We start from the raw sequence: 26,831 nt of genomic DNA, 5'->3' as shown, positions 1-26,831 counted from the left end.
GTTAGAGGGGGGTGAAAATAACGGTATCACCGGCGCGCAGCAAAAAAGGGGCTTCCGCTTTCGGGTGGAACACCGGAGTGGGGGTCTGCCCGATGATTTGCCAGCCGCCCGGTGCTTCAAAAGGATAAATACCGGTTTGAGCACCAGCCAGGCCAATAGCTCCTGCTGGCACTGACCTGCGGGGTGTCGTTTTTCTGGGGCAGTGCAGAGGCTCAGGCACAGGCCCCAGGTACGGGAACCCCGGTAAGAACCCGATCATATATACCTGGTAGGCCCGGTTGCTGTGCTGTTTGATGATTTCGGATGTTGAGAGGCCGGTGTGCCGGGCAACAGCGGACAAGTCGGCTCCGTTATACGCCACCGGGATATCAAAAGTTCGGCCGGATTTGGGTGGTCCATCTGTGTTGACTTTCAGGCTTTCCAGTTCTGCTTTCAGGGTCGCAAAGGATACCTCCAGAGGGTTAAATACAAGGGTTAGCGAACAAAAGGCAGGGATTGAATACGCCACACCTTTGATCTGCGCCCTGTCGATCGCCCGTTGCCAGGCATGTACCTCTGCATTGATTTCGGGGTCAATGCGCTGTGGCCAATTGATGAGCAGGGCACGGTCGCCGAATGGGAGTATCTTCATACGCTACTTTTTTGAATGCCGGATTGTGCGAAGAAGTGGTCCAGTGCTTTCAAGGCAGGAACCGCCATAGGGTTGTCTCCGTGGATGCAGAGGCTGTCCACCTGAAGAGGTAGCCGGGTGCCGGCACTTGTAGTGACCGAGCTTTCCATCAGGATTTGCCGGGCTTGTTCCACCACTTTGGCGGGGTCTTTGAGCACGGCTCCGGGCATATTTCGGGGAAGCAATTGCCCCTCCGGCCCATAACGGCGGTCTGCGAAGCCCTCACGAATGAAATAGAGCCCGGCCTTCCCGGCGGCACGGGCCAGCGCTGATCCCGGTAAGCCCATGATCTTCAGGTTAGGGTCAATGGCTGTGAAGACCGCTACGGCCAGTTGGGCTTGAGCTTCATGCTGACAGAGGGTATGGTACAAAGCACCGTGGGGTTTGATGTAGGAGAGTTGACCGCCCAGGCTTTCTACCATACCTTTCAGCGCACTGACTTGATAGCGGAGCACTGCTTGCAGCTCAGTGGAAGGCAGGTTCATCGGTTGCCGGCCGAAGTTGAGCCGGTCGGGGTAGGAGGGATGGGCACCAATTTGGAGCCTGTGTTTTAGTGCTTGCCGAATGGCCGCTTCGATGAATACCGGGTCACCCCCGTGGAACCCACAGGCAATATTGCAGGAGGACAAATAGGGGAAAAGGTGGTCTTCGTGTTCAAAACGTCGTGTTTGGGTACTTTCCCCTAAGTCTGCATTGATGTCGATCGATTGCTGCATGATCCATTCCTTTTGGGGCTGCAAGTGCACTAGCCCAGGCAGGGCAGAGGCCAGGAATTGATAGCCTCTGCCCATGCTCGCGCTTACTGCTTCATTACCTTAAACAATCGGGGAAGGTCCTCGTGTTCAAACCGGAGGAAGTAAGTGCCTGCCGGGAGGTCGTACAAAGACACAATACCACGCGTAGTGTCGCCGTAGGTGACGAGGCGCGCGTGGCGCACAGTTTGCCCGTTAGCATTCAGGATACGTACCGGGAGGAAGTTGGTGCGTTCCAGCCCACGGATTTCCACCTGAACGAAGCCATCCGTTGGGTTGGGGTAGAGCTTCACGGCTTTGCCGAAGAAGGTTTGGGTTGCTGAAGAAGTCATCTCTACTGTTACCAAGAGGCTCTGTTCGCAGCCGGCACCGTCCTGAACGGTAATGATGTAATTATCGGGCGCCAATCCTTCGAAGAGGCCGCTTTCCTGAAAAGAACCATTATCCAGTTGGTACAGCAGGTCACCTTGGGCACCGGTAACATTGACCAAAATACTGCCATTGGGTTGTCCCTCTGTAGCATTGGTCACTTCTGCAGACAGGTCCAGGGCGCAAGTTGCCAGGGTTATCAGGGTGTCTGCCAGACAGCCGTTGATATCTCGTCCTACACATTCGTAAGTCCCGCCGAACAGGTTGGAAAAAACCGGGCTGTCCTGGAAGGAATCTCCGCCATTGATGCTGTACTCGAAGTCCTGAATTCCGTCAGACAGGCTGAGGATGATACTGCCATCTTCAGCGCCCGGCGCAGATTCATTTATGACTGAGGCATCAATAGACAGCAGGCAGGAAAACGTAGCGCAAAAGGTGCGTTGGGTTTGGCTGCCGAAATTGATCTCGTCGCCCAGTTGCGCGAGGATATTGCCCTCCCCGTCAACGATTTCAAAATTACCGGCCGGTGGGCCAATCAAACCATCGCCCCAGCTGTCTTTGAGCACAAAAACATAGCAGGCATCCGGCAGGCAAAACTTCGTCTCCTGCAGGGAGGTCTGTTCCTCGAAGGGGCCTCTTTCACCGATCAGGTTGCCGGTAAGGTCAAGTATTTCCCAGCTGGTTTCATCCGGGTAGGAATCCGTCAGCAGGCGGACGGTAACTTCCTGTCCATCCAGTACAGCTTCAAATTGAATTTCCCGGCTGTCATTGGCCTGGTTTTCGTCGTTCACTTCATTAGGGAACCCCACGCTGACCGCAAACTCATTGGTGCCGTTCACAAGAGGGGAAAGTTCTAGTACAATCGTTTCGGTTGCATCGGGTGGGAGGGTGCCTTCCCACTCGATATCATCACCGATCATACCATTCAGGCCTGTAGTGATGAAGGCAGAGAACAGGGTATCCACTCCGGCATTTTGGATCACCAGTTCCACCAGTGCTGTTGTATCACAAATGTTTTGCTCCAGACCAAAGATATTAGCAATCGCCACATCGTTACGAGGCAGCTGCTCTACCTGTACGCGCAGGGTATCATTGAAATTGGCGGTATCCAGCGGATGGCTGGTGAACAGGTTGATGTTGTAGGTGCCAAGGGCTTCCATATCTACGGTCTCCGAAAAAGTATGCAGGTAGATACTATCTGATGCCAGTGTGTCCGGAATGGTATCGGTGAAGACCAGGCCATTTTCAAACTGAAAGCCTATGGTGTAGTCGGCCAAAGGCTTGTAGCCAAAGTTGCGCACGGCTACCTGCACGTTTTCGGTACCGGTGAGGTAACCAGAGGATTGCGGGGCGGTCAAAGCCTGAATGCCTACGTCGTTAGAGTCGCGGCGCAGCTTTGCCGAGAGGATTTTGGTACCCCATAGCCCATTTGCTCCCATATATTCGCCGGTGAACCAAAAGTCAGTACCCGTGAGGGGGTCAACGGCCATTGCGGCATAGTCGCCCCAGCGTGACCCACTTTGTGAACTTAAGCCTTCAGCAAACTCGTATTCTTCTACAGTCATAATGCCCAGGGGGTCGGCATTCAACCGCCCCGTGTAGCGCAGTGACAAGTCGCGGTCCGGCCCCCCCACAGAGTAAGCCATTAAGATATTCCCGTTGAAGTCCATGGAGATACCGCCTGCGAAGCGGCTTAGCCCATCATCTTTACTGTAAGTGCCTTCCTGGTAGATGGACCAGTCTGCCCCCGGTGTTTTGCGGAGTTCCATCCAGCGCAGCCCAGCCCGGTCGGTACCGTCTACATCAACGGCAAAGTGAAGAAGGATGGACTCATGAGAGCCAAAGTTGAGGTAAGGGACCCGGTGGAGGATGATGTCCTGCAGGCCATCCACGAGTTGTCCGTTGGGTTGTTCAATACAGTCGAAGAAGCCACCGTTGGGGCAGATTTCGGCATCGAAGGGTGCTCCAGGTATATCCATTGGGCCCGCAACAAAATTGTTGGCATCATTTGCCCAGTCGAGGTGCACTTCCCAAAGTTCGACTTTATCCTGACCGCCTTCCCAGGCATCATCGTACAAACGTACCACGTAGCCGGGGGCGTCTGCCGGGGGTGGGGTGTTGCCATCCCAGTCTACCGGTGTTGCCACTTGAAAGCCACCCACTGAGAATTTTGGAATGCCCAGCCGCTGCACACCGGGATCAGTACCCTGCAGCATCGCGGAACGTTCTAAAGCGTAGATGGGCACATTACCATCCGATGGTTCGTTGGTGGTGACGAGGTAGGCATTGTGCCACACGGAGTACTTCGGGTAATCCGGGAAGCTGGGGGTTTGAAAGCGGTAGGCGTACCATTCGCCGGCGGGGTCATCGGTTACAGAGACGGCGACCAACAACGCATTACCGCTAAAGTCCTGGAATTCAGAAATCATCCAACGGTTGGCGGCATGGTCCCAAAGGACGATGGGGTCTCCCAGTCCTGCTACGCCAAACTCTGCCCATAGTGTACTCAGTGAGGGGAGCTCAAGGGTCAGGTTGCCTTCCAAATCGTAGATCCTGAGCATGGTACCACCACTGGCATTGGTCATTTGGATGTAGTGTTTCCCGTTGAGGTCGCCGCAGGGGTCTGGTGGAGAAACGCCGCCGGAAGCCGGTCGGTCAATGCCCTCAAAAACAAGGGAAGGCTCCACCACCAGGTTCTGGCTGCGCAGCTGCTGGTCCGCCACCCTGGGGTCCGCACCCTTGGGCAAGGCTGTTTCCGCAGCATTGCGGGGCACCCGCTGGCGCTGAGTAAAATTAGGGATTTCCTTGGGGATCATTTTCCGGAGCTTGGCTTTGCCCGTGCGGGTCCTGTCCTGGTCCGTAAGGGTTGAAAGTTCGGGGCTTTTACCCAGGAATTCCGCCGTACTCCGCTCCGCCGGTAAGGTCAGCTGTTGAGCCTGAAGCAAAAGTGGGGCGTTAAATAAGAGTACAAAAAAGGCAGTAATACAGTTCCTCATTTTTTTTGAATAGTTTAGTGGTGGAAGGGCCAAGATTCGGTTGGCTTTTTCCTATTTCAGACCTTGAATATAACAGATTGAAAGAGCCTTACGGTAATTTGCTTTGGAAATTGTAATTACCTTTGCGAAAAATCTAAGCCGATGTCTAATCTAGCCGATGCTGTATTGGAGACGCAAATGAATCTGCCGGGCCAGACGGCCTTCTACCGCGGCAAAGTACGTGATGTGTACACTATAGGCGAAAAACTCATCATGGTTGCTTCCGACCGGATTTCTGCGTTTGATCATGTCCTGCTTCGTCCTATTCCCTACAAAGGGCAGGTGCTGAATCAGGTGGCTACGCATTTCCTGAAAGCCACTGAGGATATTGTCCCCAATTGGCTGGAAGCTGTGCCTGACCCCAATGTAGCGGTAGGGGTAGCTTGTACGCCTTTCAAAGTGGAGATGGTCATCCGGGGCTATCTGGCGGGCCACGCCTGGCGGGAGTATAAGGCCGGCAAACGTGTGCTCTGCGGGGTGCCTATGCCTGATGGAATGAAAGAAAGTGACCGGTTTCCGGAGCCTATCATTACACCGGCTACTAAAGCGGACGAAGGGCACGATGAGGACATCAGCCGGGAGGAGATTATCGCGAAAGGCATTGTAAGCGAGGCCGACTACAAACAGTTGGAGCAATACACCCGGGCGCTTTTTCAGCGGGGTACAGAGATGGCAGCAAAGCAAGGCTTGCTGCTGGTAGACACCAAGTACGAGTTTGGGAAGCGCGGGGGTAAAATTTACCTGATTGACGAAATCCATACGCCAGACAGCTCCCGCTACTACTACGCAGACGGGTACGAAGCACGGCAGGCGAAAGGGGAGCGGCAAAAGCAGCTCAGCAAAGAGTTCGTGCGCGAATGGCTGATGGAGCATGGCTTTCAGGGCAAGGACGGGCAGATTATGCCTATTATGCCGGATGCATTCATTGAGCAGGTCTCTGAGCGCTATATCGAACTCTACGAACGCATCACAGGCCTGGCTTTTGAGCGTACGGATACGACAAATATTGCTCAGCGCATTGAGCAAAATATTCTAAATGGGCTGAAGGAATAGTGCTTTGTCAAGTTTGAAAAGCTGGGTTTCCAAAGGTGAGTAGAAGGAGCACCTCCACCGATGGGGGATAACATGTGACTTCTCCGAAGTCGATCTCCTGTGGTGTTGCCAAGGTTGAAAAGGTTTGACTTCTCCGAAGTCAGGTTCGTAAAGCGTTGATTTGCAATAGCAACGAGCTCCAAACATGCTCTGAGCTTTTACGCTCTTACACCCCGACCCCTTCCACATACCCTTTGAGGTATTTAAAATGAGGCCCCAACTGCCCGTTTGCTGCTACAGTAGCCCGCTCAATAACTTTGCTGTGCGGTTTCAACAACTCAGGCAAAATGTGCTCCACAAATTGCTGTCCAAAGGCTTTGGAGGCATCCCGGGGCAGCTCATTGGGGAGATTGTCGATGGTCATCATATCCACTGTATCGGGCTGATAGGGCTCGCTTTCGGCACCGGCCGCCGGATCGAATCCAAATACCGGATCAGGGATCGTGCTTGGGCGCAGTGTGGAAGGAATAGAGGAAACGGGTGCAATATCGCAGGTGACATCAGCAATCACCTGAATATTGAAGTCCTCCTCCTGCATTTCCCCCAGAGAAAAGAAAGCCGGTGCTTCATTATCCCAGTAAATGCCATTGATCATGACATCCGCTACTTTGGCGTAAGGCGCAAAGATACTTTTGTAAGCGGAAGGGTTCTGATAGAAGTCCTGCTTTTGAAAGGGTTTGCCATCCTTTCTGGCCGCATAATCTGCACAGGCGAGTACCGTGAAGACGGCTTCTTCGTAATGCTGGGTAAGGAACTCCTCCGGGCTGACTTTTTTCAGCCCCATATCCCGAAGTACCAGAGCGGCACCTTTACCTACGCGGCCTGTGCCGGTTAGGACAACCTTCATGGCGGGCCACTGCATTTGCTTGTACACCTGACGTGCCGCTGCATAGTCCAGGCAATCTTTCATGCGCACCAGGTCAAAAAGGCCCGTTCGGTTCCCATAAGCCATGATCCCGTTGTGGGCACCAACCATGCCGGCGAATTTGCCGAAAGCGATTAACCGCCTGCCCCGTTCATCCGTCAGGACCTCGTAGTCGATCAGGCGGATGTTGTTCTTTAGGACTGCCTGTAGCAGTTTCCGGTTGTAGGGCTGCTCCTTGATGGTGTGCGAAAAGAAGAAGTAAGTCTTGTTGGGGATCAGTTGGCTGACCGGTACTTCCTTTACCCCCATAAGGACTTCGCAGGAATTAAGGTCTTCGGTCAGTTTTATGTTTTGGTGTCGGTAGGCTTCATTCGGGTAACAGCGGCCCGGGGCTGGCTGCACAACGATATCAACGCCCTGGTACTTTCCCATAATGGCAGCACATTGCTCTGGAATGAGCGGAACGCGCGAGTCAGGCGGGATTTTACCCTCTCGGATAATGCCAATTTTCATGAGCTATAATTTTGGTGACTGGAGAAGCGAGCCTTCCTCAGTTTTATTTGGTGATGGTAAAAATATAGAAATCGGCGAGAACAGGAAGGAGGTGGGGGGAATTTTATCTTTTCAGGGGCTACATAAGTCAATCCAGCCCCCAAAGCGGGATTTTAGAACGTTTACCCCTTTATCTTTTGATGAGCAGTTGGTGGGTAATGCTGTTTTTACCAAACGGCAAGGCTGAAATCCTTACAAAACCTTAATTTGGGCAGGAAGAAGGATCGTGGGATATAAACACCGACTACCCCTAATCTCTAATAATTCAACCCAATATGAAGAATCAGCTTTACCTATTCCTTGTTGCGGTGCTGCTATGGAGTTGCGCAACCACACCTGAAAATGATGACGTGCAGCCCGTTACCCGCATCGCATTTGGCTCCTGCGGTTTTCAGGATCAGCCACAGCCGGTACTGCGCCTTGCTGCTGAGCAACAGCCTGATGCCTTCGTCTTTCTTGGCGACAACATCTACGGCGATACCCACAATATGGATACCCTCCGCAACAAGTACGGCCGCTGGATGGCCAAGCCGGAGTATCAGGCACTGAAAGACAGTACCGTGATTTTGGCGACCTGGGACGACCACGACTATGGCTGGAATGACAGCGGACGGCATTATCCGGAGAAAGAAGCTTCCAAGGCGATTTTCCTGGAGGTGTTTGAGGTGCCGGAAGCCGATGAACGCTACAGCCGTCCGGGCATTTATACCGATTATGTGCTGGAAGCTGGCGACAAGAAGGTGCAAATCATCCTGCTGGATACCCGGACCTTCAGAGATGATTTGCGTCCCTACGGAGGGCAGGAAGTGGACACGGTGGCTTTCCATTACGATCTGGGTTATTGGCCCTACGAAACCGGGGACTCCACAATGCTTGGCGAAACGCAGTGGGCCTGGCTGGGCAAAGCCCTCGAAAAGCCCGCTGATCTAAGGATCATAGGCAGCAGTACGCAGTTTGGGATTACGTACAACGGTTATGAAGCCTGGGCTAATTTCCCGCATGAACAGAAGCGCATGTTGGAGCTCATCAAAGCTAAAAAAGCCAATGGAGTGGTCTTTATTTCCGGCGATGTGCACTACGCGGAAGTTTCAAAGGTGGACTACCCCGGGCTGTACCCCATCTATGACGTCACGTCCAGCGGCATCACCTCTACCTGGGGCTTTGCCACTCCGAATGACCACCGGATTCAAGGGCCAGTGATGGAAAACCACTTTGGACTGCTGGAAATAGACTGGGAAAAAGGGCAATTACGCATGAAAATTATCGATGTAACGGGCAAGGAGCGCTTTACGGAGGTCGAGGCTTATGATCGGCTTGTGAAATGGTAGCGTGTTTTGGGCAGCTTTTACCTTGTCAATCACCTCCAAACATAATCTTAGGTTCCCTGTCGGCTTGCAGCACTGCAGGGAACCTAAGATTATGGAAATCACGATCCTCGGCCACTACCAACTCGCTGTCCATAAATGTTTAGGTATTGTAAGACCGTAAAGCGTGCAAATGCGTGAACCAAAAGCAGGTTCTCAAGGTCATTATAAGAAAATTATAGCTATGAAAATCAGAACCGTAATAACCGTGTTTATCGGCACCTTTTTGTTGAGCAGTTGTATGGTCGTCCGTCCTGGCGAAGTAGGCATTAAGCAGCGCCTGGGCAAGATCAGCAACGAAGCTTTGTCGGAAGGCCCCAAGGGGTATAATCCATTCACGACTAATATCATCACGCTGCCGACCCGTACTGTAAACCTGGAAATTAAAAGCAGCCTGCCCTCAAAGGAAGGGCTGACGATCACCTCTGTAATGTCCATTTTGTACCGTATCCGGCCTTCCAGCGCACCGAAGCTGCTGCGCGATATCGGGCGGGCTTATGAAAGCGAAGTGATACTGCCTGTATTCCGCTCTGCAGCTGCTGATGTCAGCTCCCGTTTTCTGGCCAAAGATATGCACTCGGGTGAACGGGCCGTTATTGAAGCTCAGATTCGTGACCGGATGGCAGAGATTTTGGAACCCAAAGGTTTGATTGTCGACAATGTGCTAATGAAAAGCATTGTGTTGCCCTCCGGGCTGGCGAACTCCATTGAAGAAAAGTTGCAGGCAGAACAGGATGCTCAGCGTATGGAGTTCATCAAGCAGCGGGAGCAACTGGATGCAGAGCGCCTTGTCATTCAGGCCCGTGGCGAGCGGGACGCAGCCGTCATTAAGGCAGATGCAGAACGGCAGCGGGTAGAAATACAGGCTGCCGGTGATGCCGCAGCTCTCCGGTTGCAGGCAGAAGCGCAGGCAGAAGCCAATGCCGGGCTTCAGGAGTCTCTTACGGGGGAAGTACTGCGCTACCATGCCATAGAAGCTTTCCTGCAAATGGCTCGCTCCCAAAACTCGAAGATTATCGTGACCAACGGAGATACGCCTTTCCTGGGGCTGCCTGCTGAATTGTTGAATAACGATCAAAAGTAAGCCCCGCACTTTCCTGTAGCGCTCACAGGCAAGCCCTAAGGGCATAACGGAGTGCAACACCAACCGGAACGGCAGCTCAACCAAAAGGGCTGCCGTTCCCGTTTTTGGACAATGGCCCGCCTATACTTCGGCTTTAGCCTTTGAAGGTGCGGACTGTTCTTCACCGGGAGTGGGCATCCCTGCTGCTTCGGCGTAAGCTTTTTTGTCTAAGGTCAGATTAGGGCTGCCGAACAGGATTTTCCACCAGGCTTTTGGTGACCGGTATGCGGCCAGGTCTTTTACGATGTCTATTGCCTCATGAAAAACCAGATAAACCGGATTGTAAGAGTTGACAGGCTTGAGAATGCCATAGTCCGGTGTTTCTTCCTCCTCCTTAAAAGAGCCGAAGATGCGGTCCCAGATGATCAACGTAGAGCCATAATTTTTATCCAGGTACTTCTCATTCGTCCCGTGGTGGACGCGGTGGTGAGAAGGTGTGGTGAAGATGTATTCAATAGGCCGGGGCAATTTTTTGATGAGCTCGGTATGCAGCCAAAACTGGTACAAGACTTCCACCTGATGGACAATGAAGAAGACCACCGGGTGGATGCCCATGAATGCAATGGGCAAAAAGAAGATGATCTTCAGTTGTTGAATCCAGGACAGGCGGAAGGAGACCGTAAAGTTGTATTGTTCTGAGGAGTGGTGCGTGACATGGGTTGCCCACCAGAAGCGCTGTTCGTGCGCCACCCGGTGTGCCCAGTACCGGCACAAATCCAGCACGATAAAGCAAATCAAAAAAGACCACCAGGTAATGGGCAGGCTCCAGGGTACGAGGTTGTAGCAAAACAAAACGACGCCAAAGGTGACCACCTTTGTGAGGGCAGAGGAGATGATATTGCCAATCCCTACTGCAGTGGCGGCAAATGCATCTTTCGTATCATAATTACGGCGCATCTTTCGAATCCGGATGAAATACTCTATGAAGACCAACGTAAACATCACCGGAGCGGCATAAATAATGATTGGAGGCAGGTCCATGGCGAAGATCTGCTCTAACGTCAATTTAGGATTGTTCATTTCCTGTTTTTTGATAAAAATGATAGGCGGACATGTAAAGAAGTGCTTTAATACACAGAATAACAAAGATGTACGGTAGAAATTTTGTCAAGTTTGATGAGCTGTTGACCTTTTGCCCCAATAGCGGTATGCCTGAAAAGCATGCGACACCAAACTGATGTAATAGGACACCGTAACCCCCTACTTCCTCCTGAAATTCGTTGGATTTTTCTGGATGCTAATCTAAAAAAGTAGGGGGCAAAGCCCTTTAAAGGCATCTTTACAGCATGAACGCTTCTAAAAAGCCCCGACACGCTATAAGATAAGTTCAGCATAAAAGAAACCGACAAACAAAGGGCACAGCGCCCGTTTTTTTGAAATCACCACGACATTTAAAAATTATGAAAACAATTTTCAGAACGCTGCTATTAGCAGTCTGCCTTACGCCCCTGGGGCTTAGGGCTGAGAATCCCACCTTATTTGACCAGTTTGAGCATACGGAGTTGTTAAAACTGGAACTTGAATTTAGCCTGGATACCATGTACGCCAAGGTGAATACGAACGAAGAATACCCGGCGGTTTTCCGTTTCCAGGATGCCCATGGAGCCTGGGTCGAACTGTCCGGGGAAATTCGCGCCCGTGGCCGTTACCGCCGCCGGGTATGTGACTTTCCACCTTTACGGATCGATTTTTCCAAAAAAGACCTGCGGGCACGTGGCTTAGCAGACTATGATGACCTGAAGTTGGTAACCCATTGCCAAACCGGTAGGAAAGGTAAGGAAGCAGTCCTAAGGGAGTACCTCACTTACAAAATGTATCAGCAACTTTCTGATCACGCACTCCGGGCTAAATTGGTAGAGGTGACCTATATCGATACCGAAAGCAACCAAAAGCTGGTCAAGTACGGTATTTTGCTTGAAGATATTGATGAGCTGGCGGCTCGCAAAAACAGTGTGGAGTGCGAAGAATGTTTCGGCCTTTCCACGGTGGAGTTCCAGCAGGATAACCTGCGGACTCACGCGATGTTCCAGTATATGATCGGAAACGTGGACTGGTCTGTTCCGATGTCCCGTAACCTTAAAATCCTGAAACCAGTCAATGGAGGCTTGCATACCGTTGTGCCTTATGACTTTGATTTCTCAGGCTTGGTTAATGTGGGTTATGCGGTGCCTTCGCAGGAGGTTGGACAGACTAAAGTGGGGGATCGGGTTTATCTGGGAGCTGAGCGCTCCGGCAGTGAACTCCAGCCCACCTTAGAGCTTTTCAAGTCAAAGCAGGATACCTTTGTAGCGATGGTAGAAAATTTTGATTTTCTCAGCCGCAGCGGCAGGCGTGAAATGACAGAATACCTGGACTCTTTCTACGTAGCACTGGATAATGGGCTGGTTTGTGAAGACATGGCCATACAGGGGTGCCCTACGCCACTGAGCAAGTAACTCTTGTGAGGTTCCGGGAAAACAAAAGCCTGTTTTGCATCATTGCAGAACAGGCTTTTGTTATTCAGGCTGGTGAAGCTCTGGTGCGATTGGTCCGAATTATTTTGGCGTATTTCAAGCTCGAGAGCTTGTTTGGAGCAGTTTCGTCATGAAAATCAAGGATTTATGGTTCTGGCAAAGGCACTAAATTTGAGTTTAGCGGGTTAGAGCGTGTTGGGACTTTAGTAATCGGTTTGTCCTGGTGCACCGGGACACTTTTTTGCTTGGACTTTGTCCCGAAAATCCTTCCCGCAAACTGCGGGACAGGCTATCTAACTAAGGCTAAACTCCGGTTTTCATGCCTCGTCTAACCGAAAATTGTTAGTTTTCGACTAGAAGACAAAAGTCCCAATACGCGCTAAATGAAAATTTAGTGAGGAAGTCAGAGCTTGCCCCGCATTTCTGCGGGGTTCATAAAGCGTTAATTTGCAATAGTAACGAGCTCCAAACATGCTCTGAGACCCTTGGTTCTCCCGAGCTTCTACGCTGAATGGTTTCCGGAATAACGGATTAGAACCACCCCGCCCCAAGGCCACGGAACGGCCACGGAATACCCAATAGGATAAGCACCAGGCCGATCAGGTAAAAGACAAAGACTGCTTTGCCGGCTGCGGTACTGTCTGTCTTGCGCTTGCCCCGGCTGTAGCCTATGGTGATCAGCACAATGGCCAGGATCATGGTGACAAAGTGCTCCATCGTGTAGAAGCGGGTGATGTCGTTTTTCATGAAGCCTTCTTCGAAAGAAACCAGAGGACTGAATACGAAGTACAATAACAGCCCGATGATGAGCTGAATGTGCGTGATAATCAACCCGATAAGTGCCGAAGGCTTGCTGAAAGCCTTTCCGCTTCTCCAGGATTGGAAACCTTTGATGATGGCATAGATGAGCGCCGCGAGCAGTAGCCACCGTAAGCCCGAGTGCGCGTGTTTAAGCATGTTGTACATAAATTCAAATTTTGGTCAATGGTGTGAAGGATTGGCAAATCTACTATTTCTAAGCCACTCCCCTTAGCTTTCTCCCCGTAAACTGGGATTTCGTAATGTAGTTGTAATCTTTACCTTCCCGGCCAACTTTTAGGGGGCATAAAGATGTTGAAAATCTATCTGCATTGGGGAGTAATCAACTTATGAAGTTTTTTACATTTGTGGGTGCTGCATCGGATTGCAGCGATGGAAAGGGCAGCCAAAAGCCAATCTGGCTCCATCTTATGCCTGCTGATGGATGAGCTATTTTCAAAAAAAAACATTAGAGATGAAACTATCCTGGAAAAGAATTTGGAATTATAAGTGCCCCCGCTGTGGCGAGGGCGATATGTTTAAGAAGCCGTTCAATTGGACCAATCCCATTGATATGCACAACCGGTGCGAAAAATGTGGCCTGGACTTTGAGCCGGAACCAGGTTTTTACTTTGGTGCGCTGATCATTTCTTACGGGATTTCTTCCTGGATGCTGCTACTGCCCGCCCTGCTTTTGGTCCTGTATTACGACTGGTCGGTCATGGCGGCAATGGGCTTTACCCTGGCCTTTGCGGGCCTGACTTATTTCAAAATCATGCGTTTGTCCCGCTCTCTTTACCTGCATTTCTCCATGCGCTACGACAAGAGCCTGGAGAAGTCTGATAATTCGAGTTCCAAGTACGACAAGACTATCTTTTAAAACGCTAATGATTACTTTTGTCGAAAAACACACCATGCGCCTGTTTTTCCACCTCCTTTTGCTGAGCCTTTTCCCCTGTGTTGTTTGGGCACAGCCTTCTGATCTGGAGATCGCCGATATCATGCAGGGCGAAAGATATGTAGGGTTCCTGCCCGAAGAAATTCGCTGGCACCCCAATAGTCAGGAAGTGTTTTTTACCTGGAATCCGGAGCAGGACACCCTGCGCTCCCTGTACAGTGCTGGCACGGATGCAGCACCGCCGGCTGCCGTAAGCCTGGAGCGGCAGCGGCAGTTGCCGGAGCCGGGCACCTACAACCCAGACCGTTCTCTTATGGCTTATGCCAAAGATAGTGACCTCTTCCTCTACGACGTAGCCACCGGCAGCAGCCGGCAGTTGACCTATACCGCTCAGCGCGAGTCTGCTCCTTCCTTTACCGCAGATGGGCGGCAACTCCTCTTCACCGCTGATCGTAACCTTTTTGCGTGGCACCTTCAGGAACAGCAGCTGCAGCAGCTCACCTTTTTTGAAAAGGGGATGGAAAAGAGCAGCAGTACCCCCGATCAGCAGGAGAAATGGCTGGAAACCCAGCAAATGGAACTCTTTGAGGTGCTGCGCTGGCGAGATGCCCAAAGCCGCCTGCAAAAAGAGCGCAGGGAAGCTCTCGAGGCCGACCGTCCCAAAACCGTCTACATGGGGAATAAAAGCTGGTACGGCCTGCAGCTTAGCCCCGACAGCCGCTACGTGACCGTGCAAATGCAGGTAGACGAGGACGCTCAACGAACACAAGTCCCGCATTTTGTAGACCCAACAGGTTATTTGGATATGGAGCGGGCACGCCCAAAGGTAGGCCACGCCCAAGACACCTACGAGATGGGTATTTATGACCGGCAGCGGGACACCTTTTATACCGTTTCCACCCTTAGCCTGGAAGGTATATATGATAAACCGGCTTACCGTTTGGACGTTTACGGTGACACCGTGGCGCAGTACGAAGCGCCCCGGGCAGCCATCATACGCGGCCCCGTATTTAGCGATGATGGCCGGGCGGTGGTTGTGGTTAGAGCTCTGGACAACAAAACCCGCTGGATTGCGGAGCTCGACTTGGGTAAGGGGCAGCTTATACAGGCGGACCGGCAACAGGATGACGCCTGGATTGGCGGGCCCGGCATATCCGGCTGGAATTTCTCGACCGGCACGCTGGGCTGGCTGGACGAGCACACTATTTACTATCAGTCAGAGGCGACCGGCTATTCCCATCTTTACACCCACGATTTGGATACAGATGAGCGTACCGCTTTGACAAGTGGTGCATTTGAAATCCGCAGCGCACAATTGTCACGCGATAAACAGACCTATTTCATCATCGCTAATGCGGAGAGCCCCTTCGAGCAGCATTTTTATCATCTGCCTGTTGAGGGAGGTACCTTGCAGAAAGTGACCGATGCCCCTGGCAAGTACGAAGTGGAGGTTTCACCGGATGAGCAGACCCTGGCCCTGCGTTATTCTTACAGCAATCAGCCCTGGGAGCTCTACCTGATGGACAATCAGCCCGGTCGTAAGATGAGGCAGGTTACAGGATCAACGACTGAGGCATTTGAGAGCTACGAATGGCGGGAACCGGAAATTATTCGCTTCACGGCATCCGATGGGGCAAAAGTACCTGCCCGCTTGTACAAGCCTAAAAAGGGTGCCAAAGGTGGTAAAGCGGTCATTTTCGTGCACGGCGCCGGATACCTGCAAAATGTGCATCGCTGGTGGAGCAGCTACTACCGGGAGTATATGTTTCACAATCTGCTTGTAGACCATGGCTTTACGGTGCTGGACATTGACTACCGGGGCAGCGATGGTTACGGCAGAGACTGGCGTACGGGCATCTACCGCCACATGGGCGGCAAAGACCTCAGCGATCAGGTTGACGGCGCAGCATATCTGGTGGAAGAATTGGGGATTGACCCTCAGCGGATCGGGATTTACGGAGGCTCCTATGGTGGTTTTATCACCCTTATGGCCTTGTTCACCTCTCCCGGCACTTTTGAATGCGGTGCTGCTCTGCGCTCAGTGACCGATTGGGCACATTACAACCATTCCTACACCTCCAATATCCTCAATACGCCGGTAGAAGACTCCATTGCCTTTCGGCAAAGCTCTCCCATCTACTTCGCAGAAGGGCTGCAGGACCGCCTGCTCATCCTCCACGGCATGGTTGATGACAACGTGCAGTTCCAGGATGTTGTGCGCCTGTCCCAACGCCTCATCGAGCTCGGTAAAGAAGACTGGGAGCTGTCCGTTTTTCCCCTCGAGCCCCACGGCTTCATCGAGCCCAGCAGCTGGACCGACGAGTACCGCCGCATTTTCAAACTCTTCAAAGATTTATAAAAAAGCCTGCCCGGCTGCAAACGCTATTGCTTCAAAAAGATATATCCTCCTTTTTCAGCACCCCAGACCTGTTTGCCGACCTCATCAAACCCCCGGTCCCAGCTTACAATCTTCCCAGGCAAAATGGAGACCTCGGAGGTAGCGTAAGCTGCGCCCCGGAGGGTGCTTTTGCAGAGGTCTCCCTCCGTGCTGCCGGTATAGGAGCCATCCGGTTGCTGAGCTAAGATCACCGCGCAACCCTCGCGCAGCCGGAGGTCCTCAGCGGCAAGGCGGTCAAAGCTTTCCGGGACCTGCCAGTCGCCTACAACATCGTCTTCATCATTCAGGGTGTAGACAATGCTCCTAAAGGTCTTTTTGTCGACCTGTTCGAGCTTATAGACCCGTTGCCGGTAAGGCTTGGCGGGCATCGTGCTCACGGCCTGCTCAACATACAGCCAGTGCCCCCGGTCTTTCCAGATGGGGTACATGTGCAGGGTGATATCATAAAAGGCGTCATCTTCGGCCGATTGCGCAGCGCTGCTATAAGTACCCGTCATCGCCTGCTGTAGTTCATCCAGTGCTTTGGTGGCGCTATCAGTATGGGTTGTCTTGGTGGTGTTGCAGGCTGCAAGCATAAGTACTACGGCCAGGGTAAATAGTTGGGTTCTCATGTTTTTCCCGGCAAGATAAAAAAACCAGCGTTCCCGATATTCGGAAGCAGTAGCATTTACCAGGCTTTGGGTACTGCAGATTTACGGCTGATACCGCTCAGAGAACCGCAGGCTCTGCCGGTAAGGGAAGACATCGAATAAATGGCCGGCTTCCAGTTTTTTCTGCGTTTCAATCCAGAATTGAACATCGTAGAGGTCACCATGCAGGCGGTAGAAAATATCTCGGATGTCCTTCCGCCCAATGAGGAAACGCCGGAATTCTTCCGGGAAAATATCATCAGGGCCTACAGAATAAAAAGGCTCGGAGGACAACTCCTCTTCGTAGGTTCGGGCCTCCGGGATACGCCTGAATTTATAATCGGTCAAGGGGCCGATCTCATCGTAATCGTAGAAAACCACCCGCTTGAGGCGAGTGACCCCGAAGTTTTTCAGGAGCATATCGCCCGGAAAAATATTGACGGCTGCCAACTGCTTAATGGCTTTGCCATAGTCATTAATAACGTCTTCTGCTTCCTGAAGTGTAGCTTTGTCCAGAAACAGATTAAGAGGGATCATTTTTTTCTCGATGTAGAGGTGTTTTATTTCAATGGTATCGCCACTGATTTGGACTTTGGAGGGCGCTTCTTCCAGCAGGTAGTCCAGCAACTCATCAGAAAAGCGATTTCGGTCAAAGCGGAACTGTTCAAAGATATGGCTGTCTGCCATACGCCCTACGCGGTCATGAAAGAAGACCATCTCGTACTTTCGCTTCACTTCCTCTTGTGTGACCTGCTTCGGTGCTGCAAACCGGTCTTTGATGACCTTGAAAACCATATTGTAGGAAGGGGTCGTAAAGACCGCCATAACCATACCTTTGATGCCAGGAGCATGGTCAAACTTGTCGAGGGTACGATCCATGTGTCGGAGGTAGTCCCGGTAAAGCACCGTTTTGCCATGCTTTTCAAATCCGATAGAGTTGTAAAGCTCGCCCAGGCTTTTGGTAGGCAAAATAGACTTGAGGAAATCTATCGTCTCGCTGACAATATCCACATCTACCAGAAAGTAAGACCGGTTGTAGCTGAAGATGGAGGATACATCGTTGTAGTCCAGCAGCAGTGCATCCACGAAAATACCGTTCTCTTTATGCAGCAGGGGCAGGATGAAGGGCGTAACCCGGTCTTCCAGGTGCAACCGCCCAACAATATAGGCCCCTTTATTGCGATAAAACACGGACTTTAGCAGCTCTATGCGGGCGTGGCGCGGCAGCTCACCGGAGGGTAGCATTCCCCGCAGCGTATCGCAGATGTAGGAAATATCGCGCTCCATGTCTTCCCAGTGGGCATCAAAGGTAAAAAAGTGGAAGACCTGTCTGAAGATGTGCTCCAGTGGTTCGATCAGGAAAAAGGTCTGATGTATAGGAATAGTAGAGCGGAACTCTCGGTAGGTACCGGTAGCCAGCACAAACATCAGGTCTTTGTCTACGCTCAGCCCGCGGTGGCTGTGGCGGAAAATAGAATTGTAGAATGTTTCAGCAATGTTCCGGGTGTTGAAGTTGCTGACTTCTTCGAGGTAGTCTTGCTTGATTTTTTTCCAGGTATCATCGTCGCTTGAGAGGTGGCCGAGCAGTTGTACGACTTCCCTGGTTGTCACATCCACCTGATTACGGTAGAGCGTCAACCGTTCGCGGGCATCTGCTTGCATACCTCTCCAGTCCCGGTGCTCAAATCGGATTTGAGCCCGTTTGGTGATGCGTTTGTAGTTGTAATAGTACTGTTGGAAGCTCCGCAGGATGAGGTGAGCCGTATCGTAGGGAAGTAGTTTTTCAAACATCGCAAACTCTGTTTTAGCCAACAATAATACGTTCCAGCACATCACCTACCCAATAAGCAACACCGGCAGCGAGTGCACCCAGGGTCACCGTTTCCAGTATGCCTTTCCACATGGAGGTTTCCGTGATATGCGTTTTGAGCCATCCTACTGTGGCAAATCCCAGTCCGGTAAGCAAAGAGGTCGCCAGGAAAAGGTTGCCGTCAAATCCGAAGAGGTAATCATACAGGTATAAAGCCAGTGGAATGAAACCGATCAGCAAAAATGCGATATAGGTCACAGACCCTATGGTAATGGGCGACCGGTTTTGCTCCATCATGTAAAGCTCTTCCTTCATCATAACGTCCGCCCAGCGGTCCTTATCAGCGGTGAGCATGTCTACCACTTGTTCCAGCAGGGGCCCCTCAAAACCTTTACGTCGGTATATTTCCCGTACTTCTTCCCGTTCCTCTTCTGGTTTGTGCTCAATCTCCCAGTATTCTATCTTTTTGTGCTTTTCGTAATTGTGGGCTTCTGACTTTGCAGAAAGGTAGGCCCCAACTGACATGGAGAACCCATCGGCCAGAAGGTTGGCAAAGCCAAGGATGAGAATTACGGAGCTGTCCAGCCCCGCACCTACTGATCCGGCCACCACGGCAAAGGTAGTTACGCTACCGTCAATCCCACCGTAAACGAACTCGCCCAGGTAAGCCTGATGCCTTTGAAAAAAACTGGGCGGTGCAGGCGCATTTTCCATGACTTAGATTATTCAGTCGGAAGATTTTGGTGGGCAGGGACAGGCTTAGTGCTGTTTAAGGGCGCTTTTTCGCGCAGCCGCTTAGAAATATCCCGGCCATCTGCCAATGCTTCAAACCAGGTCACCAGCCGGTCGCGCTGTTCATCAGACAGGCGGGCTTCGGGGTGTGTGAGCGGGTAAGCTTTTAGTGGCATATACCCTTCTCCTACTTCTTCTGCTGATTCTTCTGCTTTGTGGGCACGCTTCTCGGCATCATAAGCTGCCCAGGTAGAAAAGTTGAGATGCTCCCGGGCTTCTTCAATATGGCCTTTCAGCCACCATCCTACCGGTTGTATATTGGTATACCAGGGATAGGTGGTCTGATGAGAGTGGCAGTCGTAGCAGGCATCCTTTAGTATCTGTACCACGTCTTCGGGTGGTTGAATGACCGTGATGAAGTCCTGCCCTTCCGGAGCCGTAGGGTTGGTCTTGTCAATCTGAAAAAATTGCAGGATCACAAAAATACCAAGTAGACCGAAGAGGATGCGCTTTATGAGTTTAGACATGACTTTTAGTTTTAGTAAGCAACAAGGTAGCGAAAACTGCTTTTTTTGCAAAGAAATTATTGGCGGCCGCTCAGGAATTCAAGCTGTAGGCGCAGCTGATGATAAGTGCTCAGGTTGTGAATCCACTCCAATTTCGTTTGCAGCCCTTGTTCCAGGTTGACGAGGTAGTCGTGGTAGCCTACTGCACCGCTTTTGTAGGCAGCTTCAGCCGATTGGATCTGCTCATTCGCCAGGGGTAGCATTTCTTTTTGGGTATATTCCAACAGCTTTTTCTGAGACAAGAGCAAGGTGGTCAGTTCCCGCCTTCGGTTCTCTAATGCCCGCTCGGTGGCGTCCAGCTCTGCCTCCCGGACGGCTACTGCTTTTTCGGCTCCTTCTATCCTGGATTGTATGGCTTTGGGGCTGATCGGTACGCTGAGCCCGAGCTGATAACCTACAAAGGGCACTGTTTCATTGATCATCTGCAGTTGAGTGCCCGCCAGTATTTTGGGCATGAGTTGACTGCGTTCCCGCTCTATCTGGGCTTCTGCTAATCGTACTTCCTGCTGTTTCTTCAGTAATTGGGGGTGGCCGCCGTTGACATACCAATTGGGTGTGGGGGAGGGGAGCGGCAAAGAATCGAGGAGCGCATAGAATACCGAATCAGAATGCAGGTAGTTGTTGAAGATGGTGTGTGCCAAATCGTAGGCTTTTTGAGCTTCCTGCTGCTCCAGGCTGGCTTGTTTTTGTTTGCTGTTGGCAGAAAGTACGGGTATTTTGCCGGTTTCACCAAACTCATATCTGGCTAGAGCGTATTCCACGAGCCGGCTTGTGAGCTCCTGCTTCTCCTGATAGTGCAGTTGCAGGCTTTTAGTGAAAACCAGCTGATAGTAAGCCCGGGCCACTTCCTGTCGGAGCTCCCAGTCAGTAAGCTCTAGTTGAGCATTGCCCAAAAGCATGGCTTCTTCCAGTGCTTGTTCACGTAGCTGGGTAGCTCCCGGCCAGTCGAAAGCTTTGAAAAAACCTGCGCTGTGCAGCCCGGTAGAGAGATTGGACGGATCTACCATGCCGCCTGCGAAGAACAATTGGGTTGGATTATTGGGGCGGGCAGTACCACGCAGCGCCTGCAGTTGCTCCAGAGCTTTTTGATCCCGCCTAAGCTCCGGGTAGTTGCGCCGGGCGATAGCCATCGCCTCGTCGAGAGTGACTGGGAAGCGGGACTGCCCTGTCAGTGGGCTAACGGGGAGCACCTGCAGCATCAGGCAGATCGGCAGGAGGAGTAATAGGGAGGATTTCGTTTTCATGGTCAAATTGGATGGTTTTATCAACAAGCTAAATTCCGTTATCAATGCAAATGGGATCATGGGCAAAATGGGGCTTTCTGATCGCATTCCTTCCACCGCGCTCGTTTCTTACGGAATTTATCAAAGAAGGAACAAAAGTAATGCCCTTTTTCCGAAGCTTCAGAAAAAGGGCATTAAGGAACGTTTTTCCAGGGCTTACCACACCCTAAAGATCCGTTTTTTTACCTTGGCAGCCACCTTGGCCTTGTCCTTTTTTGCCACTACAGCAAGCCTTGTCAGATGGTTCGGCGTTTTTGCTGCTACAGCAGGCTTTACCTGATTGGCCGTTATTTTTCCCTGCGCACCCGGCCTCCGCCTGATGCTTTTTACCCATACAGCCTTGCTGTTTGCCAGGCTGATTTTTACCCGGCTGGCAGGCTTGAGCGCTGCCACGCATGATCGCTTCGTAATCCGCTGTGGTGATGTAACTGGGTACATAAGCGGTGCCGGCTTGCTTCAGGTTTTGAGAATAGGCGGCTAAATGATTCCTGGACCCTTCCAGCAGGCGCTGATAGGTTTGTTGCAGTTGCGCATTGTTGGTCTCGGTTATTGCGGCATTCAGGTCCTTAATGTCCATCTCTTCGATGAGGGCACCGACCTGGAAAGCGGCGGTGAGCGATTGCTGTCCCTTTTGGGTCAGGTCGATGTAGGATTTTTGCAGCACAGCATCGTCAAAAATGCCCCTTTCACCGGAGCGGACCGCTTTAGACATATTGATGTCGTAGCGGTCGGCCAGCGTCTTGATCATTTCCAGATGGCGTTGCTCGGCAGCAGCAATTTGGATGAAAGCCTGTGCTTCCCAAAGCTCTGCCATATTCATGTACACATCGTACGCCAGTTTTTCCTCCTCAGCCATACGGGCAAGGGTTGCGCTCTCCTGTTGATTGAGCACCAACTGCACCTGTGCGGTACCCAGCTGTAGCGTCATAAGGGTGATTAAAAGCAAAAATATTTTTCTCATGGCCTATACTTTTGCCGGAAAGGTAGGGTTGTACCCGTTTCCAAACACTAACCCCTGTCATGCAGGTTGATGATATTGGTCAGTGCAGGCCTTGTGGCGCCTTAGGTGGGTATTCTTTGATCGGGCCATAATCCTGGTCCATGTCAACCCACTTTGATGCTGGCCTGCGGTCAACACTTCGGTCTCCGGTGGCCAAAGCCCACAGGCGACGAGACACAGGCAGGTATTGATAAAGTTCGGTCTGGTAAACTATAACCACTGCCCGCAACAAAATATTTCCGGGCAGTGGCTTAGGGCACCTCCAAACATGCACTAAGTATGTAGTTATCGCCTGACGAAGCGCAGTGCGCCCCGGCGCTCCTGATCACGTAGCTCGAGCAAGTAAGCGCCCTTCGGTAGGTGACTGGCTTTGAAGGCCACCTGCTGAATGCCATTAGGCACGGCCTCCAACCAGATCAGCTGACCCTGAGTGTTGTAAATCCGGGCGGTACCGTTGGTTAGCCCTTCGCCCATCGTGACATTCAACTGTTCTGCAACCGGGTTAGGGAAGGCAGCTACGGTAAGCTCAGCCAGTTCGCGTAAGCTGTTTTCGAAATCGCCTATGCCCGTGAGGTTGAAGACAAAGGTGCCGCCCTCATTGGCGTTGGTGTTGAGGGTCAGTGTGGCATCCAAAGGGTTGATCTCGCCCGGGCGAAACCCGATTAGGAACGTATCCTGTGTGCCGGCAGGGATGTTCTCGCAATTTCGGTAACAGAGGCATCGTCTCCGGGGGAAATATCCTTCACCAATACTGGCTGTGCCGATAGCCCAAAGGCCAGGAATACAAGAATCAGGGTGAAATCGATTTTCATAACACAGTTTTATTTGAAAAAAATATCGTGGCTAAAACGTATTTCCGGAGTCTATACTTTGGGTTTGCAAAAGTCCCAACACGCTCTTACTTCAAAAACGAGTATTTTCCCGCATACTCCAGCATTTGCTCCGTAAAGTCGGCGGGGTATTCTACCTTAATATCGGTAATCTCGCCATCCTCACCGGTAACAGGGACGAGGCGCGGGTTGATGAAGCCGCCGTAGGGCGGGATATTGAGTTTTTCTGCCCGTTTCAGTACTTCTTCATGCAGTGCCGCATCCACCTGTACACCGTAGGTTTCGATCAGGTTTTTGCCGGCTTCGTAGTCGCCCTGCGACTTGATGCGCTGTACCTCGCGCAGTAGCTCGCCAAACAGGTCGCGGACTTTTGCGTAGTCCTTGATGTCGATGTAAGTCTTACCGTCACGCTTGACGATCTCGATAGAACCATTAGCCGTACCTTTCTCAATGGTCCAGCGGGAAATCATCTGCCGGTCGCGCATATGGGCCTGCTCAATGGTCTTTCCGGGCTCAATGCGGCGCAGCTGCAGCATGTAGCCGTTCTTTAGGTAGCCGTCGTACTCTGCTTTGGCCACTTCGTCAGAAGGTACCAGGCCGAGCTCCTGCAGCTTGGCGTCCATGATGTAGTACAGGGCTACGAGGTCGGCCCGGGCTTCTTCCAGTGGGGAAGCGTAGTTTTTGAGGGTCTCTTTGGGGGTCGAAACGCCTTCCTCCAATTGACCGGAGGCATGGCCTACCACTTCGTGTAGGGCGGTATGCATTTTGCCGCCCAGTGAACCGTATTCCCGGGCGCGGGCCATTTCGTCCTCATCGTGGGAGAACTCCTGCAGCAGCCCGGGGCCGTCTGCTTTCTCGTAGGCCTGAGTGATGTTGCCCAGGCTTACCGACTTGGAGCCGTGCTTGGCGCGTATCCAGTTGGCATTCGGCAGGTTGACGCCAATCGGGGTGGCCGGAGAAGCATCGCCGGATTCACCGGCAACGTTGACTACCCGGTAAGTAATGCCTACGACTTCTTCCTTTTTATGCTCATCCATAATGGGCGAGTTGTCTTCAAAGTACTGGGCATTTTCGGATACGACAGACATGCGCTCAGAGGCATCAAAGTCCTTGATCTGTACGATGTTTTCGTAGGAGCCTTTGTAGCCCAGCGGGTCATTGTAAACTTCAATAAAAGAGTTGATGTAGTCGATGTCGCCATCGGTAGCGGTTACCCAGGCGATGTTGTACTTGTCCCAGGTTTCCAGGTCGCCGGTTTTGTAGTACTCAACGAGGAGGCGCAGGGCATTGGCTTGAGCTTGGTTTTCGGCTACTCCTACCGCTTTCTCCAGCCAGGAGATGATTTGCTGAATGGCAGGGCCGTACATGCCGTCAGCGTGCCAGACGGCCTCTTCCAGCTCCCCGCTTTCGTTGCGGATGACTTTGGAGTTGAGGCCCATAGAGACCCGCTCGTTCTCAAGTTTAGACTTCAAATCAGCGTAGAAGGCTTCCGCTTCCGCTTGTGTGATATCCGGATCATAGAAGTTGATGGCTGAAGCTTTGACCAGGTCATCCGCACTTTGGTTGATCTTTTTGGCGTCCATTTCGGGGTCAAACATGGCCTTGAGTGCCTCTTCGGGCAGGCCCGCACCCGCCGCTGCCATCAATTCTGCGAAGTAGGCCTGCGAAAACGCAGGCTGGAACTTATCATTCGAATAATGATGGTGAATGCCATTGGAAAACCAGACGTTCTTGGCGTACACCATGAATTTGTTCCAGTCTTCGCTCGATTTGTTACCCGTGTATTCCGATACAATCTTATCGATGGCATCGCGGATGGCCAGGTTGTGGCGGTAGTTCTGATCGTACATAATGTCGCGCCCGCTCAGGCCGGCCTCCACGAGGTAGTAGACGAGCTTCTTCTGGTCCAGGCTCAGTTGGTCGAAGCCCGGCACCCGGTAGCGGATCATTTTTTTGTCGGCAAAGGTCTCGGTTAGGTACTGAAAGCCTTCGTCAGATTCCTCGGTGGGCGTTTCGGTATTGTCTTCGGTGGTTGGTTCTGCACCTGGATTGCAGGATGCGATCAGGGCGGCGAGCCCCAGCATCCAAAGCCATTGTTTACACATAATAGGGTATGTTGGTTAGAAAAATAGTTGGATCAGTTCGCTGAAGATACGCCAAATTACATAAACGCTGAACGCGAGTAGCCCCAACAAAACCAGGGCAACAAGCATAACCGGGCCCCAGGCGCTGCCCTGATGCCTGCCTTCCCGGTAGTGTTCCTCCAGCAGGTGGAGGTTTCGGCGGTTGGCTTTGTAGCCCAGGTCAAAAAGGTCTCCGAATAGCGGGATTGTGCCTACGACAACATCCAGTACGATGTTCCCGATCATTTTGAACAACACCATGCCGCTCGCCCCTTTGCGCGCCATTACGAGCACCAGTATGGCGGAGATGCCAAATGTGATCGCGTCTCCCGCTCCCGGAATGAGGCCCACCAGGAAATCTGCCCCAAACCGGACATTGGTGCCAGGGATACGGTAGCGCGTATCCAACAGGTCAGAAACGGTGTCCAGCCATTTCAAATCTTCGTAGGGCGTGGGAGAAGGGGATGGGTGCGTCATTAGCGTTTGTCGCGTTCAAAATACAGGTAAAAGTACATACCCGAACCAAAGTCTTCGATGTCAGTGGAGGCCAAACGCCAGCCATCAGCAGCGTATTCGTCCAGCTTTTGCTGTATGTCTTCGGTGGACGCTTTGAGGATGTGATTCCTGTCAAAGGTTATCTTGCTGTAATAGATAAGGGATTCCAGACGGTATTCTTTCATTTTTATTGAATATTGTCCTCACAAAATACCAAATCCCGGTCATATTACAAATAGTGCACGGCATTCATCATGAGGCCATTGCTCCAGTCGATGGTGCGCAGAGCGATGCGGTAGTGGTCTACCTCAAACGCTTCGGACCGCTGCCCGATTTGGAAAAAGCAGGAAGGGGTAATGTAAACGGTGAGGTTGTGTTTGGTCACCACTTTTTCTACATGGTAGTGCCCCGTGAATACCTGCACCGGGTGCGGGTGCTGGAAGAATACCTTTTGGACCGCGCTCATATTGCGCAGGCTATGCTTGGTGTCCATAAAAGGTACGCCACTTGGCAGAGGCGGGTGGTGCATAAAAACGAGTGCCGGGCCGTCTATAGCTTTGAGGGACGCCTCCAGCCATTGGAGCTGCGTGGCTGATATTTCGTAGGTGGTGGTATCCAGAAAGAGGATGGTCCGCCCCGCATACGACCGGCTGAAGTACAGTTCTCTGCCCTTGAGCAGGTCTTCCCGCCCAAAGGTTTGGGCAAGCAGCGCCGGGTCGTCATGATTGCCGGACATGACTTCGTAAGGCAGGCCAGATTGGTCGAGGTGACTTTTGATCCACTGATAAATACGGGCATCACCATCGCGGTAGCAGAGGTCGCCGGAGACGACGAGAAGGTCTGGGTCTTGCGCTTTGGCTTTGTCGAGTATGCGAAGGAAATTCTGCCGGACATTCACGCCATAGGTGTCTTCATCTTCTAAGCCTACGTGCAAATCTGTCAGTTGTACAATTCTCATAGTAAGGGGCCGTCATTGATTGCTTGTTCCTAACGT

25 protein-coding genes are annotated in these 26,831 nt (G+C 51.9%); 7 read left to right on the top strand and 18 right to left on the bottom strand.

What is annotated here, in order from left to right; all coding sequences use genetic code 11:
- Window position 1 precedes the first annotated feature (1 nt).
- The 3 genes from pxpB to RIC19_RS10205 all read right to left on the bottom strand — a co-directional run bounded on the left by pxpB (window position 2) and on the right by RIC19_RS10205 (window position 4,787).
- Complete coding sequence (pxpB, locus tag RIC19_RS10215) at window positions 2–631, bottom strand: 5-oxoprolinase subunit PxpB (protein ID WP_350178211.1); 630 nt, start codon at window positions 629–631, stop codon at window positions 2–4.
- Window positions 628–1,386, bottom strand: a complete 759-nt coding sequence (locus RIC19_RS10210; protein WP_350178210.1) for a 5-oxoprolinase subunit PxpA — start codon at window positions 1,384–1,386, stop codon at window positions 628–630. The genes pxpB and RIC19_RS10210 overlap by 4 nt, the downstream gene beginning before the upstream one ends.
- Before the next feature lie 83 nt (window positions 1,387–1,469).
- Window positions 1,470–4,787, bottom strand: a complete 3,318-nt coding sequence (locus RIC19_RS10205) for a T9SS type A sorting domain-containing protein (RefSeq protein WP_350178209.1) — start codon at window positions 4,785–4,787, stop codon at window positions 1,470–1,472.
- A gap of 141 nt (window positions 4,788–4,928) precedes the next feature.
- On the opposite strand from RIC19_RS10205, the gene RIC19_RS10200 reads away from it, so the two are divergent.
- Window positions 4,929–5,879, top strand: a complete 951-nt coding sequence (locus RIC19_RS10200; RefSeq protein ID WP_350178208.1) for a phosphoribosylaminoimidazolesuccinocarboxamide synthase — start codon at window positions 4,929–4,931, stop codon at window positions 5,877–5,879.
- Window positions 5,880–6,084: 205 nt separating this feature from the next.
- Here the strand turns inward: RIC19_RS10200 and RIC19_RS10195 are convergent, their stop codons facing one another.
- Window positions 6,085–7,296 carry an NAD(P)-dependent oxidoreductase gene (locus tag RIC19_RS10195; protein ID WP_350178207.1) on the bottom strand — a complete coding sequence of 404 codons (1,212 nt, stop codon included), beginning with the start codon at window positions 7,294–7,296 and terminating at the stop codon, window positions 6,085–6,087.
- Here RIC19_RS10195 and RIC19_RS10190 point away from each other — a divergent pair.
- The 3 genes from RIC19_RS10190 (at window position 7,295) to RIC19_RS10180 (ending at window position 9,783) form a co-directional block, all read left to right on the top strand.
- Complete coding sequence (locus RIC19_RS10190; protein ID WP_350178206.1) at window positions 7,295–7,522, top strand: hypothetical protein; 228 nt, start codon at window positions 7,295–7,297, stop codon at window positions 7,520–7,522. The genes RIC19_RS10195 and RIC19_RS10190 overlap by 2 nt on opposite strands.
- An 88-nt stretch (window positions 7,523–7,610) precedes the next feature.
- Complete coding sequence (locus tag RIC19_RS10185; RefSeq protein WP_350178205.1) at window positions 7,611–8,663, top strand: alkaline phosphatase D family protein; 1,053 nt, start codon at window positions 7,611–7,613, stop codon at window positions 8,661–8,663.
- Window positions 8,664–8,883: 220 nt separating this feature from the next.
- Window positions 8,884–9,783 carry a prohibitin family protein gene (locus RIC19_RS10180; RefSeq protein WP_350178204.1) on the top strand — a complete coding sequence of 300 codons (900 nt, stop codon included), beginning with the start codon at window positions 8,884–8,886 and terminating at the stop codon, window positions 9,781–9,783.
- 120 nt (window positions 9,784–9,903) lie between these two features.
- Here the strand turns inward: RIC19_RS10180 and RIC19_RS10175 are convergent, their stop codons facing one another.
- Entirely contained in the window at window positions 9,904–10,842 is a 939-nt protein-coding gene (locus RIC19_RS10175) for a sterol desaturase family protein (RefSeq protein WP_350178203.1), read from the bottom strand.
- A 380-nt stretch (window positions 10,843–11,222) separates the two neighbouring features.
- Between RIC19_RS10175 and RIC19_RS10170 the strand changes: the two genes are divergently transcribed.
- Window positions 11,223–12,257, top strand: coding sequence for a hypothetical protein (locus RIC19_RS10170; protein WP_350178202.1), 1,035 nt, complete (start codon window positions 11,223–11,225; stop codon window positions 12,255–12,257).
- Between the two features lie 549 nt (window positions 12,258–12,806).
- Here RIC19_RS10170 and RIC19_RS10165 read toward each other — a convergent pair.
- Entirely contained in the window at window positions 12,807–13,241 is a 435-nt protein-coding gene (locus RIC19_RS10165; RefSeq protein WP_350178201.1) for a cytochrome B, read from the bottom strand.
- Window positions 13,242–13,548: 307 nt separating this feature from the next.
- Here RIC19_RS10165 and RIC19_RS10160 point away from each other — a divergent pair, with 307 nt between their 5' ends.
- A complete protein-coding gene (locus tag RIC19_RS10160; RefSeq protein ID WP_350178200.1) occupies window positions 13,549–13,953 on the top strand; it encodes a DUF983 domain-containing protein in 405 nt (134 codons plus the stop codon).
- A 7-nt stretch (window positions 13,954–13,960) separates the two neighbouring features.
- Window positions 13,961–16,330 carry a prolyl oligopeptidase family serine peptidase gene (locus RIC19_RS10155; protein WP_350178199.1) on the top strand — a complete coding sequence of 790 codons (2,370 nt, stop codon included), beginning with the start codon at window positions 13,961–13,963 and terminating at the stop codon, window positions 16,328–16,330.
- 23 nt (window positions 16,331–16,353) lie between these two features.
- Here the strand turns inward: RIC19_RS10155 and RIC19_RS10150 are convergent, their stop codons facing one another.
- The 12 genes from RIC19_RS10150 to RIC19_RS10095 all read right to left on the bottom strand — a co-directional run bounded on the left by RIC19_RS10150 (window position 16,354) and on the right by RIC19_RS10095 (window position 26,795).
- Complete coding sequence (locus tag RIC19_RS10150; protein ID WP_350178198.1) at window positions 16,354–16,980, bottom strand: chromophore lyase CpcT/CpeT; 627 nt, start codon at window positions 16,978–16,980, stop codon at window positions 16,354–16,356.
- Between the two features lie 81 nt (window positions 16,981–17,061).
- Window positions 17,062–18,789, bottom strand: coding sequence for a bifunctional isocitrate dehydrogenase kinase/phosphatase (gene aceK / locus RIC19_RS10145; RefSeq protein WP_350178197.1), 1,728 nt, complete (start codon window positions 18,787–18,789; stop codon window positions 17,062–17,064).
- Window positions 18,790–18,802: 13 nt separating this feature from the next.
- Window positions 18,803–19,522: a VIT1/CCC1 transporter family protein gene (locus RIC19_RS10140; RefSeq protein ID WP_350178196.1), complete on the bottom strand. Its 720-nt coding sequence runs from the start codon at window positions 19,520–19,522 to the stop codon at window positions 18,803–18,805.
- Window positions 19,523–19,530: 8 nt separating this feature from the next.
- The gene (locus RIC19_RS10135; RefSeq protein WP_350178195.1) at window positions 19,531–20,067 is read right to left on the bottom strand and encodes a heme-binding domain-containing protein; all 537 of its coding nucleotides are present in this window, start codon (window positions 20,065–20,067) and stop codon (window positions 19,531–19,533) included.
- 56 nt (window positions 20,068–20,123) lie between these two features.
- Window positions 20,124–21,350 (bottom strand): TolC family protein, encoded by a 1,227-nt coding sequence (locus RIC19_RS10130; protein WP_350178194.1) that lies wholly within the window; start codon window positions 21,348–21,350, stop codon window positions 20,124–20,126.
- Between the two features lie 205 nt (window positions 21,351–21,555).
- A complete protein-coding gene (locus RIC19_RS10125) occupies window positions 21,556–22,350 on the bottom strand; it encodes a DUF2202 domain-containing protein (RefSeq protein ID WP_350178193.1) in 795 nt (264 codons plus the stop codon).
- A 324-nt stretch (window positions 22,351–22,674) separates the two neighbouring features.
- Window positions 22,675–23,022 (bottom strand): T9SS type A sorting domain-containing protein, encoded by a 348-nt coding sequence (locus tag RIC19_RS10120; protein WP_350178192.1) that lies wholly within the window; start codon window positions 23,020–23,022, stop codon window positions 22,675–22,677.
- A gap of 29 nt (window positions 23,023–23,051) precedes the next feature.
- The gene (locus tag RIC19_RS10115; protein ID WP_350178191.1) at window positions 23,052–23,201 is read right to left on the bottom strand and encodes a hypothetical protein; all 150 of its coding nucleotides are present in this window, start codon (window positions 23,199–23,201) and stop codon (window positions 23,052–23,054) included.
- Between the two features lie 86 nt (window positions 23,202–23,287).
- Window positions 23,288–25,324: a dipeptidyl-peptidase 3 family protein gene (locus RIC19_RS10110; protein ID WP_350178190.1), complete on the bottom strand. Its 2,037-nt coding sequence runs from the start codon at window positions 25,322–25,324 to the stop codon at window positions 23,288–23,290.
- Window positions 25,325–25,339: 15 nt separating this feature from the next.
- Window positions 25,340–25,819: a DUF4112 domain-containing protein gene (locus RIC19_RS10105; protein WP_350178189.1), complete on the bottom strand. Its 480-nt coding sequence runs from the start codon at window positions 25,817–25,819 to the stop codon at window positions 25,340–25,342.
- Window positions 25,819–26,022, bottom strand: a complete 204-nt coding sequence (locus tag RIC19_RS10100) for a DUF4177 domain-containing protein (RefSeq protein ID WP_350178188.1) — start codon at window positions 26,020–26,022, stop codon at window positions 25,819–25,821. Before RIC19_RS10100 ends, RIC19_RS10105 begins: the two co-directional genes overlap by 1 nt.
- A gap of 44 nt (window positions 26,023–26,066) precedes the next feature.
- Complete coding sequence (locus RIC19_RS10095; protein WP_350178187.1) at window positions 26,067–26,795, bottom strand: metallophosphoesterase family protein; 729 nt, start codon at window positions 26,793–26,795, stop codon at window positions 26,067–26,069.
- Window positions 26,796–26,831: the final 36 nt, after the last annotated feature.

This window comes from Phaeodactylibacter sp., assembly GCF_040219495.1.
In the GTDB taxonomy this organism is placed as follows: domain Bacteria; phylum Bacteroidota; class Bacteroidia; order Chitinophagales; family Saprospiraceae; genus Phaeodactylibacter.
This window is presented reverse-complemented; position numbering and strand designations above follow the sequence as displayed.